10 protein-coding genes are annotated in these 16,551 nt (G+C 49.0%); 3 read left to right on the forward strand and 7 right to left on the reverse strand.

What is annotated here, in order from left to right:
• Positions 1-129: 129 nt before the first annotated feature.
• The 3 genes from HCZ42_RS01960 to HCZ42_RS01970 form a co-directional block, all read right to left on the reverse strand.
• Positions 130-1,359: an ammonium transporter gene (locus HCZ42_RS01960; RefSeq protein ID WP_167419106.1), complete on the reverse strand. Its 1,230-nt coding sequence runs from the start codon at positions 1,357-1,359 to the stop codon at positions 130-132.
• A gap of 26 nt (positions 1,360-1,385) precedes the next feature.
• Complete coding sequence (gene glnK / locus HCZ42_RS01965) at positions 1,386-1,724, reverse strand: P-II family nitrogen regulator (RefSeq protein WP_053408689.1); 339 nt, start codon at positions 1,722-1,724, stop codon at positions 1,386-1,388.
• Positions 1,725-1,915: 191 nt separating this feature from the next.
• The gene (locus tag HCZ42_RS01970) at positions 1,916-2,284 is read right to left on the reverse strand and encodes a YacL family protein (protein ID WP_167419107.1); all 369 of its coding nucleotides are present in this window, start codon (positions 2,282-2,284) and stop codon (positions 1,916-1,918) included.
• Positions 2,285-2,354: 70 nt separating this feature from the next.
• Between HCZ42_RS01970 and HCZ42_RS01975 the strand changes: the two genes are divergently transcribed.
• The 3 genes from HCZ42_RS01975 (at position 2,355) to HCZ42_RS01985 (ending at position 6,211) form a co-directional block, all read left to right on the forward strand.
• Positions 2,355-3,497: a sugar diacid recognition domain-containing protein gene (locus HCZ42_RS01975; protein WP_167419108.1), complete on the forward strand. Its 1,143-nt coding sequence runs from the start codon at positions 2,355-2,357 to the stop codon at positions 3,495-3,497.
• 217 nt (positions 3,498-3,714) lie between these two features.
• Positions 3,715-5,070, forward strand: coding sequence for a GntP family permease (locus HCZ42_RS01980; RefSeq protein WP_167419109.1), 1,356 nt, complete (start codon positions 3,715-3,717; stop codon positions 5,068-5,070).
• A 10-nt stretch (positions 5,071-5,080) separates the two neighbouring features.
• Positions 5,081-6,211: a glycerate kinase gene (locus HCZ42_RS01985; RefSeq protein ID WP_167419110.1), complete on the forward strand. Its 1,131-nt coding sequence runs from the start codon at positions 5,081-5,083 to the stop codon at positions 6,209-6,211.
• A 195-nt stretch (positions 6,212-6,406) separates the two neighbouring features.
• Here HCZ42_RS01985 and acnB read toward each other — a convergent pair whose 3' ends face one another.
• The 4 genes from acnB to hrpB form a co-directional block, all read right to left on the reverse strand.
• The gene (gene acnB, locus HCZ42_RS01990; RefSeq protein WP_167419111.1) at positions 6,407-9,004 is read right to left on the reverse strand and encodes a bifunctional aconitate hydratase 2/2-methylisocitrate dehydratase; all 2,598 of its coding nucleotides are present in this window, start codon (positions 9,002-9,004) and stop codon (positions 6,407-6,409) included.
• A gap of 298 nt (positions 9,005-9,302) precedes the next feature.
• On the reverse strand, positions 9,303-11,597 hold the full coding sequence (locus tag HCZ42_RS01995; RefSeq protein WP_167419112.1) for a patatin-like phospholipase family protein: 2,295 nt from the start codon (positions 11,595-11,597) through the stop codon (positions 9,303-9,305).
• Between the two features lie 72 nt (positions 11,598-11,669).
• Positions 11,670-14,045 (reverse strand): penicillin-binding protein 1B, encoded by a 2,376-nt coding sequence (mrcB, locus tag HCZ42_RS02000; protein WP_167419113.1) that lies wholly within the window; start codon positions 14,043-14,045, stop codon positions 11,670-11,672.
• Complete coding sequence (hrpB, locus tag HCZ42_RS02005; protein ID WP_254868872.1) at positions 14,042-16,534, reverse strand: ATP-dependent helicase HrpB; 2,493 nt, start codon at positions 16,532-16,534, stop codon at positions 14,042-14,044. Before hrpB ends, mrcB begins: the two co-directional genes overlap by 4 nt.
• Positions 16,535-16,551: the final 17 nt, after the last annotated feature.

Genomic DNA, 16,551 nt, shown 5'->3' on the forward strand with positions numbered 1-16,551 from the left:
TGATAACGTTTATCAGTTGCGTTATTATATTCATGTCGATTTTAAAAACAATCTCCCAATAACAAAAAACCTACCTTAGTTGGCAGGTTTTTGATCTCGTTAAGTGCAACTGGTTGCGTTACTATTGATTTACTTCACAGTGACGAACTCAGGGTAAGCTCCAACGCCACAGTCATGCATATCCATACCTTCCATCTCTTCGTCTTCCGATACTCGGATACCGATGGTGTATTTCAATACCGCCCAAACCGCCAGGCTTGCACCAAATACCCAAGCAAAGATAACTGCAGCACCTAGCAACTGAGAGCCAAAGCTCGCGTCACCATTGCTTAGTGGCACAACCATCAGACCAAAGAAGCCACACACGCCGTGTACTGAGATAGCACCAACTGGATCATCAATTTTCAATTTATCTAAGCCGATGATGCTAAATACAACCAACGCACCAGCAACCGCACCGATTGCCACTGCATATAGTGGTGACGGAGATAGAGGGTCTGCCGTGATGGCTACTAGACCCGCTAGCGCACCGTTGAGGATCATCGTTAAGTCTGCTTTACCCCAAGTGGTTTTACATACGAATAGTGCTGCAATCGCACCTGCCGCAGCCGCTGCGTTGGTGTTCAAGAAGATTTGACCGACTGCTGTAGCGTTTTCGAAGTCAGACACCATTAACTGAGAACCGCCGTTAAAGCCAAACCAACCGAACCACAGGATGAACGTACCCACGGTTGCTAGAGGCAGGTTTGAACCTGGAATTGGGTAGATTTCACCATTTTTGCCGTATTTACCTTTACGAGCACCCAGTAGCAACACACCTGCTAGCGCCGCTGATGCGCCCGCCATGTGTACAATACCTGAACCTGCGAAGTCACTGAACCCCGCTTCTGATAGGAAACCACCGCCCCAAGTCCAGTAACCTTCCATCGGGTAGATGAACGCCGTTAGTACAGCTGAGAAAATTAAGAACGACCAAAGCTTCATACGCTCTGCTACCGCACCTGAAACGACTGACATTGCCGTTGCGACAAATACGACTTGGAAGAAGAAGTCAGACTCAAGCGAGTGATCCGCACCTTCCGCTTGAGTACCGATCAGCGCACCAAAAGATGGCAACCAGCCGCCTTCATCGTTACCAACATACATAATGTTGTAACCAACGATTAGGAATGTAGTACAAGCGATGGCGTACAAACAAAAGTTTTTAGTTAAGATTTCAGTGGTGTTTTTAGAGCGTACTAAGCCCGCCTCCAACATCGCAAAGCCCGCTGCCATCCACATGACTAACGCACCTGAAATGAGAAAGAAAAAGGTATCCAGAGCGTATCTAAGTTCTGTTACGGTTGTTGTTAATTCCATTTTATCGTCTCCAATCCATCGAATTCTTACAGTGCTTCTGCGTCCATTTCACCGGTACGGATTCGTACTGCTTGGCTTAGGTCGTATACGAAGATTTTCCCGTCGCCAATTTTGCCGGTGTGTGCCGCTTTGGTGATCGCTTCAATTACGTTGTCGACGTTGTCGGCATGCGTTGCGATTTCCAATTTCACTTTCGGTAAAAAATCCACCTGGTACTCCGCACCGCGGTAAAGCTCGGTATGGCCCTTCTGGCGACCAAAGCCTTTGACTTCTGATACCGTCATCCCCTCAATGCCGACTTCGGCAAGAGCTTCACGTACATCATCCAATTTGAATGGTTTAACAATCGCATTTATTAATTTCATCGCATCCTCTCTGAGCTGAAGCTATCATCCTTTTACTCCACATAATCCAAGGTGCGTGCCAGTTTTTTAAGTTATTGTTATTTAATAACTTATCGAATATAGATTGGATAAAAACAAAAAAGACGCACCAATAAGGTGCGCCCTTTTCACAGAAATAAAGCAAGCAATCAATTTCGGTGCAACAACAAAGCTTATCGGCTAACGAACTGCTGCCACTGAGAGATCAATTGCTGAAAGTCGTCCAAACCACAGCTTGCGACACTTTCACACTCATATAGCTCGAATTCGCTGTCTTCGTCCTGTTCGTAGCCATGCAGCAACGCATTGTCTTGCACCGTGACCTCATCGCCACAAATCATCAAACTGATCTCGCGGCCTAACAGAGTGAACTCTTTCGCAGGGCTAGCAATCGCCGAGTCAAGCAATGCCGTCACTTGAGCAATGTTCTCTTGCTGCTTGCCGATTTCTTCTTGCAGCCAGCGGCCGACAATTTCGTGGTCCATGGAGCAGTGGCAATAGTAGGTGCCATCAAGGGTGTTTTTCTTAAATTCGTAATCCATGTTTTTCTCTATTGATAACGAGATCAGGTACTATGATCGATAATATTCTTCTAAGGCACCATTCTCTAGCATGAAACTGAACGAAGCGATTGCTCGACAGATCGTCGAGCGCACTATGAAGATCATCCCCTACTCTGTCAATGTTATGGATGAACAAGGACGAATCATAGGTTCGGGAGACCCTTCTCGCTTACAGCAAAAGCATGAAGGAGCCGTCTTAGCCAGCGCCGAGCGTCGCGTGGTTGAAATCGACCAAGCCACCGCTGCGCATCTCAAAGGGGTAAAACCCGGAATCAACTTACCGATCGTGCACCACCAGCAAGTGCTCGGCGTGGTCGGCATTTCTGGCGAGCCAGCACAAGTTCACCATTATGGTGAGTTGGTAAAGATGACCGCAGAGTTGATCGTCGAGCAAGCCGAGCTAATGGAACAAGTGCAGTGGGATAAACGCCACAGAGAAGAATTGGTGCTACAGTTGATTTCCGCCGAAGAGAGCGACGCTCAAAAGCTGTCGACCATCGCGCAAAGGCTCGATATCGACATCAATGAGCCACGTATCGCGACGATTATTAAGCTGACCCCGCTTGGCGACAACACGCTGACCTTAGAGCACATGCAGCACCTTGTTCACTTACTCGAATACCCAGAGCGGAACAACCTTGTTGGTATCCTGTCGGTGTCGGAACACGAAGTAGTGGTACTTAAGCCTGCTTCTTTAAGTGCAGAGGTATGGAATCCAGATAAAGAACGCCAACGTGTCAAAGCGTTGCTCAAGCGGATTAATAAAGAGGCCGGCTTTCGAGTGCGTGTCGCAGTAGGAGATTATTTCCCGGGTATTGATGGCCTAACCCGTTCATACCAAAGCGCCAAGACCACACTGCAGGTGACACGTAAGCTAAAAGGAACGATTTTCTTTTTCCACGACCATCAATTGCCGGTATTACTCAGCGCGATGCAGTACCAAAACTGGCAACGGGAAAAATTGCTCAACCCTTTGCTGGAACTGCAACAGCACGACCGTCAAGGTCAGCTGCAAAAGACCATCGAAGCATATTTGTTACTAAATTGTGATCCAGTTAAAACCTGCCAAGAGCTACATATTCACCGCAACACGCTTCGCTACCGACTGGATAAGATCAACGAACTCACTTCGATAGATATCAATAAGTTAGAAGATAAAATCCACTTATATTTGGCGCTAAAATTGCACTAACTTAAACTACGAATTTGTCATTTTGCACAATTTAAGTGTTAACTAAACGTTTAACTTTGTGCATTTGCACAATTCAATTTATTTCAAATCTACGATAATGCGCCTAGCTAGTCAGAAATAGACAAGATAACAAACACCTCTAATTAGCTAAAGACACGCCGAGCCTACCCGCTCGGCCAACATACTTACCGTCCCTAACCTTACTCGGAGTTTTCACATGGAGCTGATACTCATATTGTTGGCGGTGATTGGCTTTATCGTCATCGCTACCACCAAGTTTAAATTACACCCCTTCCTCGCCTTGATCAGTGCGGCTTTCATCGCGGCATTCGCTTACGGCCTGCCAGCCGATAGCATCGCGAAAACCATCACTGGCGGTTTTGGTGGCATCTTAGGCTACATCGGTCTGGTGATCGTCTTAGGTACCATCATCGGTGTGATCTTGGAAAAAAGTGGCGCGGCGATCACAATGGCGGATAGCGTGATTCGCCTTTTAGGTGACCGCTTCCCAACCCTAACTATGACCATTATCGGCTACATCGTTTCTGTCCCTGTTTTCTGCGATTCTGGCTTTGTCATCTTAAACTCACTAAAAGAGTCACTAGCTAAGCGTCTACGCACGTCAAGCGTTGCAATGAGTGTTGCACTGGCGACAGGTTTGTATGCGACGCACACATTCGTACCACCAACACCAGGCCCAATTGCTGCAGCGGGTAACCTTGGTTTGGAATCAAACCTTGGCCTAGTGATTGGCGTTGGTATTTTCGTTGCGGCAACGGCGGCACTCGCGGGTATGCTGTGGGCAAACCGTTTTAAAAACGTGGAACCTGACAATATCGATGAAGAGCATCAAGAGTTGAGCCAAGACTGGCAAGCACTGAAAGAGTCATACGGCAAGCTACCAACAGCGGGTCAGGCGTTCTCTCCGATCTTTGTGCCAATTCTATTTATCTGTTTAGGTTCAATTGCGAAATTCCCTTCTTACCCTCTTGGTCAAGGTGTGGTTTTCGACGTATTGGCTTTCTTAGGTCAACCACTGGTCGCACTATTTATCGGCTTGCTGCTATCGATTCGTCTACTTAAATCAGACAACAAAGCAGAAGAGTTTGGTCAACGTATCAGCCAAGGCATCACGTCTGCGGCGCCTATCCTACTAATCACTGGTGCTGGTGGCGCGTTTGGTGCGGTGTTGAAAGCAACCGAACTCGGCACTTACTTAGGTGAGACATTGTCTGCCTTTGGCGTTGGTATCTTTATGCCATTCATCGTTGCTGCGGCACTGAAAACAGCGCAAGGTTCTTCAACCGTTGCTCTGGTTACTACGTCGGCACTAGTTGCACCTATGTTGGCTCAACTAGGCTTAGATACAGAAATGGGTCGCGTATTAACGGTAATGGCGATCGGTGCGGGTGCCATGACAGTATCGCACGCCAACGATAGTTTCTTCTGGGTGGTATCTCAGTTTAGCCGCATGAGCGTAGGTCTTGCATACCGTGCACAAACCGCCGCGACATTCGTTCAAGGTGTAACCGCAATGACGCTGGTTTACATCCTGAGCCTAGTTTTACTGTAAGAGAGATTTCATGAAGATAGTTATTGCACCTGATTCTTTTAAAGAAAGTCTGTCCGCAATGGAAGTGGCGACATGTATCGAAAAAGGATTTAAACAAGTCTTTCCTCACGCAGACTATGTCAAAGTTCCGATGGCAGACGGCGGTGAAGGTACGGTGCAATCCCTAGTGGATGCAACGGGTGGCCGAATTGTCACTTGCCAAGTAACAGGTCCACTAGGGCAGCCTGTTGAAGGGTTTTATGGTCTACTCGGTGACGGCGATACCGCCGTCATCGAAATGGCCGCAGCTTCGGGTCTGCATTTGGTACCACCAGCCAACAGAAACCCGTTAATCACTACCTCATTCGGTACAGGGGAATTGATTCAAGCTGCATTAGAGCAAAACGTAAAACGTATCATTGTAGGGTTAGGTGGCAGTGCCACTAACGATGCGGGTCTGGGCATGTTGCAAGCATTGGGGGCTCAATGCTCAGACGCACAAGGTTTTGCTTTACCTGCTGGCGGGGCTGCGCTCAACAGCCTTGCGGCAATCGACCTTTCAACGCTGGACGATCGTCTTCAACACGTCGAACTCTTGGTTGCGTGTGACGTGGATAACCCGCTTTGTGGCGCTCACGGCGCCTCAGCGATCTTTGGTCCGCAGAAAGGCGCTACACCAGAAATGGTTGAGACCCTCGATAACGCGCTGAGCCAGTTTGCTAACGTAGTAAAGAGTGATCTCAATAAAGATATTCTTCAGTTATCTGGCGGTGGCGCTGCAGGTGGTATGGGCGCGGCTTTAGTTGGCGTGCTAAACGCTGAACTTCAGCCGGGTGTGGATATCGTTATCGAGGCGCTCAAACTCGATAGCTTAGTGCAAGACGCCGATCTGGTGATCACTGGTGAAGGTCGCATCGACAGCCAGACGATTCACGGAAAAACACCGATCGGCGTCGCTCGTACCGCCAAACGTTACGATAAGAAAGTTATCGCGATTGCGGGCTGCTTTACCCCCGATTATAGCGTGGTCCATGAACACGGTTTGGATGCTGTCTTTGCTATCGTTAACCGCTCGGTTGATCTCGCGACGGCACTGCAAGAAGCCGAGCTCAATCTACAGCAAACGTCACGCAATATCGCCACCTTGCTTAAACTCGCATAACCAAGCGTACAGTCAACCAATACAACAAAAGCCACTGAGTTCAGTGGTTTTTTTCTTGCCTCAATTCACCTATATAAGCTTTGCTCAACCACCGTTTAAATGGCTACTAACTTCTACTCGACCTATCGATAAACAATAAAAAAACCGCCGATTTTCATCGGCGGCTTTAACGATTACGAGTTATCTATCCTGAGCTTAAGCTGGCTCTTGGAAGATCACCGTGTCCGCTTTCTTGGTGTACTGATCCATCTTGTGGAAGTTCAAGTAACGGTAAGTATCTGCTGCTGTCGCGTTGATCTTCGCCGCAAACTCTAGGTACTCTTCCTTAGTTGGAATACGACCTAGGATTGCACCTACTGCCGCTAGCTCTGCAGAAGATAGGTAAACATTCGCACCTGTACCCAGACGGTTCGGGAAGTTACGCGTTGAGGTCGACATTACTGTCGCTTTGTCTGCTACGCGAGCTTGGTTACCCATACATAGTGAACATCCTGGCGTTTCGATACGAACACCAGCACGGCCGTAGATACCGTAGTAACCTTCTTCCGTTAGCTGATCGCGGTCCATCTTAGTTGGCGGAGCCACCCATAGGCGCGTATCCAGTGAACCACCCCATTGCTCAAGCAGTTTACCTGCTGCGCGGAAGTGACCGATGTTGGTCATACATGAACCGATGAAGACTTCATCGATTTGTGTACCTTGAACTTCTGAAAGTAGACGTGCGTCATCTGGGTCATTTGGCGCACATAGGATTGGCTCGTTGATTTCCGCTAGGTCAATCTCGATCACGTGCGCGTATTCTGCGTCTGCGTCCGCTTCCATTAGCTCTGGATTATCCAACCACTCTTGCATCGCAGTGATACGACGCTCGATAGTACGACGGTCACCGTAACCTTCAGAGATCATCCACTTAAGCATAGTGATGTTCGAGTTTAGGTACTCTTCGATCGACTCTTGAGACAGCTTAACCGTACAACCTGCTGCTGAACGCTCTGCTGACGCATCTGAAAGCTCAAACGCTTGCTCAACGGTTAGGTGTTCAACACCTTCGATCTCTAGCACACGGCCTGAGAATTCGTTGATCTTACCCGCTTTCTCAACCGTTAGTAGACCTTGCTTGATACCGTAGTAAGGGATTGCATGTACGAGGTCACGTAGCGTGATACCCGGCTGCATTTCACCTTTAAAGCGAACCAAGATTGACTCTGGCATATCTAGCGGCATAACACCTGTCGCGGCAGCGAAGGCAACCAGACCAGAACCTGCTGGGAATGAGATACCTAGTGGGAAACGAGTATGCGAGTCACCACCTGTACCTACAGTATCAGGCAGAAGCATACGGTTTAGCCACGAGTGGATAACACCGTCACCCGGACGTAGAGATACACCGCCACGGTTCATGATGAAGTCAGGCAATGTGTGGTGAGTGTTCACGTCAACTGGTTTCGGGTAAGCCGATGTGTGACAGAAAGACTGCATCACTAGGTCTGCTGAGAAGCCAAGACACGCAAGGTCTTTAAGCTCATCACGCGTCATAGGACCCGTGGTATCCTGAGAACCAACCGTAGTCATCTTAGGCTCACAGTAAGTACCTGGACGAACACCTTCTACACCACACGCTTTACCCACCATCTTCTGAGCAAGCGAGTAACCTTTGCCTGTATCAGCAACGTCACCTGGTTTACGGAAGATATCAGTAGGCTCTAGACCTAGAGACTGGCGAGCTTTGTCTGTCAGACCACGACCAATGATCAGTGGGATGCGACCACCAGCACGTACTTCGTCGATCAGTACGTCTGTTTTGAGTTTGAACGTAGCCAGTACTTCACCTGTTTCGTGGTTACATACTTTGCCTTCAAATGGGTAAACGTCAATCACTTCGCCCATATTCAACTTAGATACGTCAACTTCGATTGGTAGTGCGCCCGCATCTTCCATGGTGTTAAAGAAGATAGGTGCAATCTTGCCACCCAGTACGTAACCGCCTGCGCGTTTGTTTGGTACGTTAGGGATATCATCACCCATGAACCAAAGCACTGAGTTAGTTGCAGATTTACGAGAAGAACCAGTACCAACTACGTCACCAACGTACACCAATTGATGGCCTTTCGCTTGTAGCTCTTCGATCTGTTTGATTGGACCGATGCTACCAGGCTGGTCTGGGTTGATACCGTCACGCTCGTTCTTAAGCATCGCAAGTGCGTGAACTGGGATATCAGGACGAGACCATGCGTCTGGTGCTGGAGACAAGTCATCGGTGTTAGTCTCACCCGTTACCTTGAACACGGTCAAAGTGATCTTTTCTTGTAGCTCAGGCTTAGATAGGAACCATTCCGCATCAGCCCAAGATTGTAGAACTTGTTGTGCAAACGCATTGCCTGCTTTCGCTTTCTCTTCAACATCGTAGAAAGCATCGAACATAAGCAGAGTATGAGATAGCGCTTTTGCAGCGATTGGAGCTAGTGCATCGTCATCCAATAGATCAACCAGTGGTGCGATGTTGTAGCCACCTTGCATTGTACCTAGAAGTTGTGCTGCTTTTTCACGGCTAACTAACGGAGAAGAGACTTCACCTTTTGCAACTGCGGTCAGGAAACCTGCTTTAACATACGCAGCTTCATCTACACCAGGTGGAATACGGTTCTCTAGAAGATCAAGAAGAAACTCTTCTTCACCTTGAGGGGGATTTTTAAGAAGTTCCACAAGGCCTGCAACTTGCTCGGCATCTAGTGGTTTAGGAACAACTCCTTCAGCAGCACGCTCTTCGACGTGTTTACGGTAGGCTTCAAGCACGACTTTTTCCTCTCATTGCGGCTCCTCCCCTTTATTGCTATTTATTCAAAGAATAAGGGAGTGAGCATCCTTGGAAACTTGGCTCTCCTTGCCATATTTTTCATTCAATTTGAGTGAGAAACAGCGCCAGAGAGGCCAAACTGTGGGCAGTAGAATAGCAAATTTAACCTATAATTAAAATCTCATCATTTTGACCAACATAGCAACTTAAGACTAAAGTTTTATGATTTTCACTCACTTATCATGGCGATTCCCGCTAGGTAAGAATAACAACCCAGTAACGAGAATCGCGTCTTAATTACTTAAATGTGGTACCGATGATCAAGTAAATCGAATCGTAGCGTTGTTCGGTACGACCATAACCAAACATGATTGGCCCAATTGGTGAGTCAATCCCCGTAAAGACCGAACCCGCAGCGTATAGCGGCGCTTCATTCAACGCAATATCCGTATCGGACCAGACACCACCATACTCAATCGAACCGCCTAAATAGAATGGCGAAGTAAACAAACCAAAGTCGTTATCGAACCATTTATAGCGATAAATTAAGCTGCCAAAGACTTTGTTACTTCCGATTAGACTGTTTCTTGGAATACCGGACAGGTGAAGAAAGCCACCAATCGAGTGCGGATCAATAGGCACCGACGACTCTTCGTTCTCCACCATACCCACGTCCATATTTGCGACCAAAGTATGGCGAGAAAAGCTGCGCGCCGCTTTCAACTTTGCGTGTAACTCGTGGGAGATGTCATCGCTACTCTCGTCTTCGATATCTCCCGAACTGCTGCTTCGGTCGCGCGACATAAGATAACCGAGATTAAAATAGACGCCCTTAGTAGGCAGCATATAGTTATCCAAGGTATCGATACGATAGTTGATAAAGGCGCCGAGTCTGTCGTAATTAACATCACCCAAAGTCGGCAACGTCGAAAACGCACCTCGACCATCGGTGTATCGCATCCCGACTTTTAGCTCTTCCCATAAGGTTCGCTGATAACCAAACGCTAACTCAGTTTCCCACTCGGTATAGGAGACGGGTAAGAAATCTTTTGAGGCGCTAAGACTGGTGTCATCAAATCCTGACACAGGAGCATTACGGCTATTATCGCTATAAGAAAGTCCCAGTGTCATGAAGGTTTTCTGCCCTGAGAAAAACGGGCTGTACAACTCGCCTTCAATCAACTTATCGGTACCCATTTCTAGGTTGGTACGGAATTCAGCACCGTGGCGATTCAGGTCGGTAAAGTTGGTCGAGATGCCTATCGAATATTGGCTATCGGTATTGAAGTCATCCTCTAAGAAGAATCGAAAATTAACGTAATTCGGTCCCCAAGACTTCTCATTGACATCCACAATCAGTGTGTCTTGCCCGTCAACTTCCGCATAGCGGTAGGTGATCAACTCAAAACGGTCCAACGCGTACAAGTCTAGTACGCTCTTTTCCGCTTCTGCTGCGGTGTAGATATTGCCAGCTTCTAGGTTAAGGCGGTTTTCTAACAAGGTGTCGGTATAGTGGGTATTGTTGTTGATGATGACTTTGTCGACTTCGATCTCATCACCGTAGCGCAGCTTACGGCGAGCGTCTTCTTTATCGTCGATGTACTGCTGATATTCAGCGCTCGACAAACTGTAGCGTTGCAAAAGTGCTCGGTTCTGCATCGCGATCTGATAACCTTTTTTAAAGGCTTCCGGCATGCGGTCAAACTCAGTTGTCTCCATATCCGCCACATTCGGGCGCAAGAATACATCGGCGTCTGTCAGCGTTTCGGCCTGACGCGACGTACTACTACGGACAAGATAATTAGAGAGCTGGTCCGCGACGGTAAACAAGGTGGTAAAGTCTTCTTCACCTTTGTATGCGGTACTAATATCTACGGCGACAACAACGTCGGCTCCCAATTCACGAGCGACATCCACTGGCATGTTATTGGTCACACCGCCATCCACCAGCATACGTCCGTCAAGGCGGTAGGGTGGCAAAGCGCCCGGCACCGACATGCTGGCCATCATCGCATCCACGAGATAGCCGTCGCCGATAACCACAGGCTCTAACTCGACAATGTCGGTTGCGACAGAGCGATAAGGGATAGCGAGTTCGTCAAATGAAGCAAAAGGTGGCAAGTTACCCGTCGTTTCACGCAGGATACGCAGCATACCTTGACCTTGTACGATACCTTTGGAGCCACGGACTTCACCCCAACGTAAACCCAAATCTGTCGTTAATTGGTAACGGTCTTCGTATTCTTTGTCGCGAACACGGCGGTCACTGCGGTTCACTCTATCGCGGTAACCGCTGTTCCAATCCACGGTATCGACAAAACTTTCGATTTCATCCGCGCTCAGGCCTGTCGCGTACATCCCACCGACATACGCGCCCATACTGGTACCAGTGATGTAGTCGACCGGGACTCGCAATTCTTCCAGCGCCTTTAGCACGCCGATGTGCGCTGCACCTTTTGCGCCACCGCCAGCCAATACCACGGCGACTTTTTTACGTGGAGGCTGCTCTGGTGATTCTTGTTGTTCGCTGGCTGACACTTTGTGGGTGACCAATGTGGTACACGCTAACATCAGCCCAAGCAATTTATACATCCCAGAATTCCTTTCTTATTATATTGGTGTCGATACACACCAGTTTCACGCGCTGATTCTTTTTGACTCGCTTTACCAAGTAAACAGTTTCTTTATCCACTCAACGGGTTGATTCTCGCAGTGCTGCTTAAACTCCCCATTGATATCCCAAACTGGCAACTTAAATGAGCTATGACAACTCAAGGCTAATTCCCCTTGGCTTGATTGCTTAAAGCCCACCGTACTGATCCCTTTTGGCCAAGGTAGCGTTAGTTTTTCTGGGATTCGATGCTTAAGGTAGTCGGCATAGACTCTCAGCGCACCGCTCGCACCGGTCAACTTGGTCGACTTATTGTCATCACGCCCCAACCAAATCGTCGTCACCTCACGACCATCCACACCAACGAACCAGCTATCACGGGTATCGTTACTGGTGCCGTTTTTCCCCGCCAGTGCTGCCCAACCAAATTGTTGATTGAGGTAACGTCCAGTGCCCTCAAGTACGCCGCGTTTCATCGCATACGTCGTGAGCCACGCCGCTTGTTGATCGACGCTTTGATGAACTTTAGGTAACGATTGATACAGGACGTTGCCTTCTAGGTCAACGACTGAACGTAGCGCCGACAACTCGGCTTTGCGTCCTGAGTTGGTGATGGTTTGATACATCTGCGCGACTTGGAACGGTGTTAGGGTAAAAGATCCCAGCAACATTGATGGTACTGGTTTGATCTCACTGCGATCCACGCCTAGTTTTTCCAAGGTATTCATCACGTTTGGGATGCCGAGCTGCACACCTAATTGAACCGTCGGTACGTTGTAGGATTTCGCTAACGCCAGATACAGCGGCACATCACCTCGGTATTTACGGTCGTAGTTGCGCGGAGACCAGACCGACCCTTGACTGCCTTTCAAACTGATCGGCTTGTCTTGTAATGTCGTCGCTAGATTGTATTTCTCTGGCTGCTCCAACGCCGTCAGATAGACAGCAGGCTTGACGAGCGATCCAATTTGACGGCTGGCATTTAACGCACGGTTGAAACCATCGTAGCCCGTGCGCTTACCACCGACCATCGCACGAATTTCACCCGAGTGTCGATCGACAGCAATCGCCGCACCTTCCAACGATTTACCCGCGACTTTGCTCAGTTCAGGGATTTTCTTCGCGATGGCATTTTCCAGCTCTTGTTGCGATACCGGGTCGAGCGAGGTGAAGACTCTCAGTCCTTTTTCAGCCTGAAATGCTTCGCCCACTTTCTCTTTCAGTTCGATCTGCAACTGTTGGAAATAGGCTGGCTGCCTGCTGGCTATTTGTGGATTGTCTTGAATATCCAGAGGACGGCTCGCGGCCATGTCATACTCACTTGCGGTCAGCAAGTTTTGCTGCATCATCAGGCGCAGCACTAAATCACGACGCTCCCTCGCACGCTCTGGGTAACGCACTGGGTTGTAATAAGAGGGTCCCTTCACCATCCCGACCAGCAACGCAAGTTGGTCGATGCGCAGCTCTTGCACTGGCTGACCAAAGTACAAACGCGATGCCAAACCAAAGCCATGAATCGCTTCGCCGCGACTTTGGCCTAAGTACACTTCGTTTAGGTAAGCTTCGAGAATGCGGTCTTTGCTGTATCGATAATCCAAAATAAGCGCAATGTATGCTTCGCGGATCTTACGCCACAAGGTCCGGTCGCTGGATAAGAACAGGTTTTTAGCCAACTGCTGGGTTAAAGTACTGCCGCCTTGTACGGTACGTCCAGCCTTGACGTTTGCCACCATCGCGCGAGCAATCGCAAACGGCGACACGCCATCGTGCTGATAAAAATCGCGGTCTTCGGTCACCAGCAAAGCATCAACCATCACTTCTGGGAATTGGTCACGGCGCAGGAACAGACGCTGCTCGTCCTGATTCTTTTCCAACATGCCCAGCATCTTAGGCTCAATTCGCAAATAGCCTAAGTCACCTTTCTTATCCAAAGACTGGATACGTTGCAGACCACTTTGGTCAAAGTGCAGCATGATACGACGGTCAGGTTCAGGTCCATCGGTAAACTCAAACGGACGACGGATAAGCTCGATCTTGCTTGACGATGAAGAGTATTCACCAGCGTAGCGAGGCTGACGCACCTTGCGGTAGTTCAGTACATCAAGCTCATTGCGCACTTCCTGAATAGAAATCGAGTCGCCCGGCGCAAGGTTTAGAATCCTCGCGTACACCACGGTTGGCAATGAGAACAGTTGCCCATCGAAGCGCTGGCGTACAACGCTGTCTAGGTAGATACCGACAAACAACAAAATCGCGAAGCCAGCCAATCCGACTTTCCAGCCGATACTCCAAAGCTTCTTCAACCACACGCGTTGGTTAGATTTGTTTGGTGAACGTTTTGGCGATTTGGTCTTACGTTTACGAGCGGGCTTCTTAGCGGTGGTCGCCTTCTTAGTCTTATTGCCCGTTGTGGTCGTTTTTTTGGTCATGAATTCAACTGTCGCTTAGTCTTGTTAGTAGCCACATGGCTAGAAGGATCGTCTGGCCAAACATGCTTGGGATAGCGGCCTTTCATCTCTTTTTGCACTTCCTTGTAAGCGCCGCTCCAGAAACTGGCAAGGTCACGAGTCACCTGCAACGGTCTTTGCGCCGGAGACAACAGCTCCAACACCAATGTTTTTCTTCCTTGTGCAATCGTCGGAGAGCTCTGCTCACCAAAGACCTCTTGCATCCGGACAGATAAAATGGGTTCCTGTCCTTGTTGGTAACGGATCTTTTTGTTCGATCCGGTTGGCACCTGATAATGCGTCGGCAGCCATTGGTCAATGTCTTGGTTGAGCGGCCAACCAATGTACGCCATTAAAGCTTGGCTAAGGTCGACCTTGCTCAGGCCTTTCACGGAGTTGATACCGTTTAAATAAGGCTCAAGCCATAGGGTTAAATTGTCTAACAGCGCGTCGTCATCCAGCCTCGGCCAGTCATGCTCAGGTAACCAGTCTTTCGCGCAACGCAGGCGTTCGAGCGTTTCAAGGCTATTCGTTGTCCAATTTAATACCGAAAGCCCTTTGCGGCGAACGAAATTGAGTAAAGCTTCGGTCATTTTTTCGCTAGACGGTTCAGGCAGCGACTGCTTTGAGACCACTAGGCGACCAACACTCAACTGGCGCTCGGCAACTAATCTGCCTTTCGCCTCATCCCAGTCCACCACCTCTTGCTCGATAAATAAATGTGAACAATGGTTCTGTAAAACAGCGATATCAAGTTCAGCCGCCTGATAAATCATTGATGAATCTGACTTACTGCGCACTAGGTCGATCGCAACCAGATAATCACTCGCGGCGAGTTTTTCTTCTGCAGCGATTTCCGCACCATGGCCGTTAGCCAGTAGGAAACGGCCTTGCTGATGACCGCGTCGCTGCGCGATACGATCAGGAAAGCCCGTCGCCAGCAGCACAGGAACTAACGCTTCATCAACTCCACTAAGGGAAAACGATGAAGCGAGCTTTCTACTCAGTACCTGCGCGCGTTGTTGTACCACTTTCTGTTTGCTGTGCTTTGAGTGGATTGCGCGGTGGACACTATGGGTAAAATCGACGACCTGTCGCTCAGGCTCTTCGAGCAGTGCGACGACCAATGCCGCCGTACTAATACAAACGCCACTTTTCGCCCCTGTCAGTATCGCCGCACTGCGCGGGTCGACACCCAATTCGGCGGCAAGCTTACCCGCTGAGGTCAATTGAAGTTGGTTATCCATCAGATTAAGCGCAATCAGCAATGAACGAGCTTGATTGAGTGCGCTGCTTGGTGGGGTATCTAACCACTTCAGCTCACTAACATCTTGCGCGCCCCACTGAGCGAGTTCCAACGCCAAACTTGCCAAATCCGAATGAAGAATTTCTGCCTCGGGCACTTCCACTTGTTGTTTGAGTTGGCTTTCACTGAAAAGACGCAAACAAATGCCCGGCTCGATACGTCCCGCTCGACCAGCTCTTTGCTCGGCAGAAGATTGTGCGATACGCACCTGTTCTAAACGCGTTACACCACTTTTTAGGTCAAACTTCGCCACTCGCTCTAAACCAGAATCGACTACCAAGCGAATCCCTTCGATGGTCAAGGAAGTCTCGGCAATGTTGGTCGCGAGCACCACTTTTCTTTTGCCCGCTGGCGCAGGTTGGATAGCCGCTTGTTGCTCAGAAAAGCTCAACTGTCCGTATAAAGGGCACACCTGAATATTCTCGGGCAGATGAGTAAGTCGCTCTTGAACGCGCTTAATCGCTGCAACACCAGGCAGAAATGCCAATAAAGAGCCGCTTTCTTTCGCCATCAAACTCTCGATCTGACGGCTCATACTCTCTTCAAACCGTTCGTTGGTTTTCAACGGCTGGTAACGAAACTCAACGGGGAAACTACGCCCGTGCGATTCAATATATTGCGCCTGAGGTAGTAACTGACACAGTGCATGCTGGTCTAAAGTGGCAGACATCACCACCAACTTTAAATCGTCACGTAAGGCGTCTTGGATCTCGAGACAAAACGCTAACGCGGTGTCAGCGTGGATGCTACGCTCATGGAATTCATCAAAAATAACCAGCTCTACACCCTGTAATTCAGGGTCAGATTGCAGCATTCGAGTGAGAATTCCTTCAGTCACAATTTCCAGCCTAGTCTTAGCACTGACTTTCGTTTCCCCACGAACTCGGTAACCGACTCGCTCACCGACAGACTCGCCCAACTGCTGCGCTAGATAACGGGCAATATTGCGCGCGGCCAAACGCCTTGGCTCAAGCATGATGATTTTGCCGCTGACGATGCTTTGTTCGACGAGCTTTAGCGGGAAGTGGGTAGATTTACCGGCGCCGGGCGCGGCTTTGAGCACAACCTGGCTAGCGGAGCGGACAGCAGAAAGCAGCTCTGGCATCACGCCTTCAATCGGCAATTGTGACAATGTAAAAACCTTGTGGTGTAATGATGCAAACATTGTACATAAATCCAGTA

The sequence above is a fragment of the Vibrio hepatarius genome (genome assembly GCF_011806575.1).
Classification (GTDB): domain Bacteria; phylum Pseudomonadota; class Gammaproteobacteria; order Enterobacterales; family Vibrionaceae; genus Vibrio; species Vibrio hepatarius_A.